At 44.2% G+C, this 233-nt stretch carries 1 pseudogene; it reads left to right on the top strand.

What is annotated here, in order from left to right:
* Positions 1–233 (top strand): annotated as a pseudogene (locus AAEZ06_RS28315) (hypothetical protein); the annotation flags it as partial.

The following is a 233-nucleotide window of genomic DNA, read 5'->3' as shown; positions in this document are numbered from 1 at the left end:
GCACCTGCTAGCCCGCCGCCTGAAAAGCTGCTGTCCAAACCTGTCGCACTGATACAGCTAATCGTATTTAGTGCTATTGGCTTGGTGATGTTCTTTGTGCCTTTTACTATTGGTGAAAAGAGCACCATTTTATTTGATCATGGGGCAACTTATCTAGTCACTCAGCAGCACACCCTTGCTGTGTTTTTGCTGTTTCTACTGATGATTTATGGTGTTGGCAAACCCATTTATGA

This window comes from Pseudomonas sp. HY7a-MNA-CIBAN-0227 (assembly GCF_040310325.1).
Classification (GTDB): Bacteria; Pseudomonadota; Gammaproteobacteria; order Pseudomonadales; family Pseudomonadaceae; genus Aquipseudomonas.
This window is presented reverse-complemented; position numbering and strand designations above follow the sequence as displayed.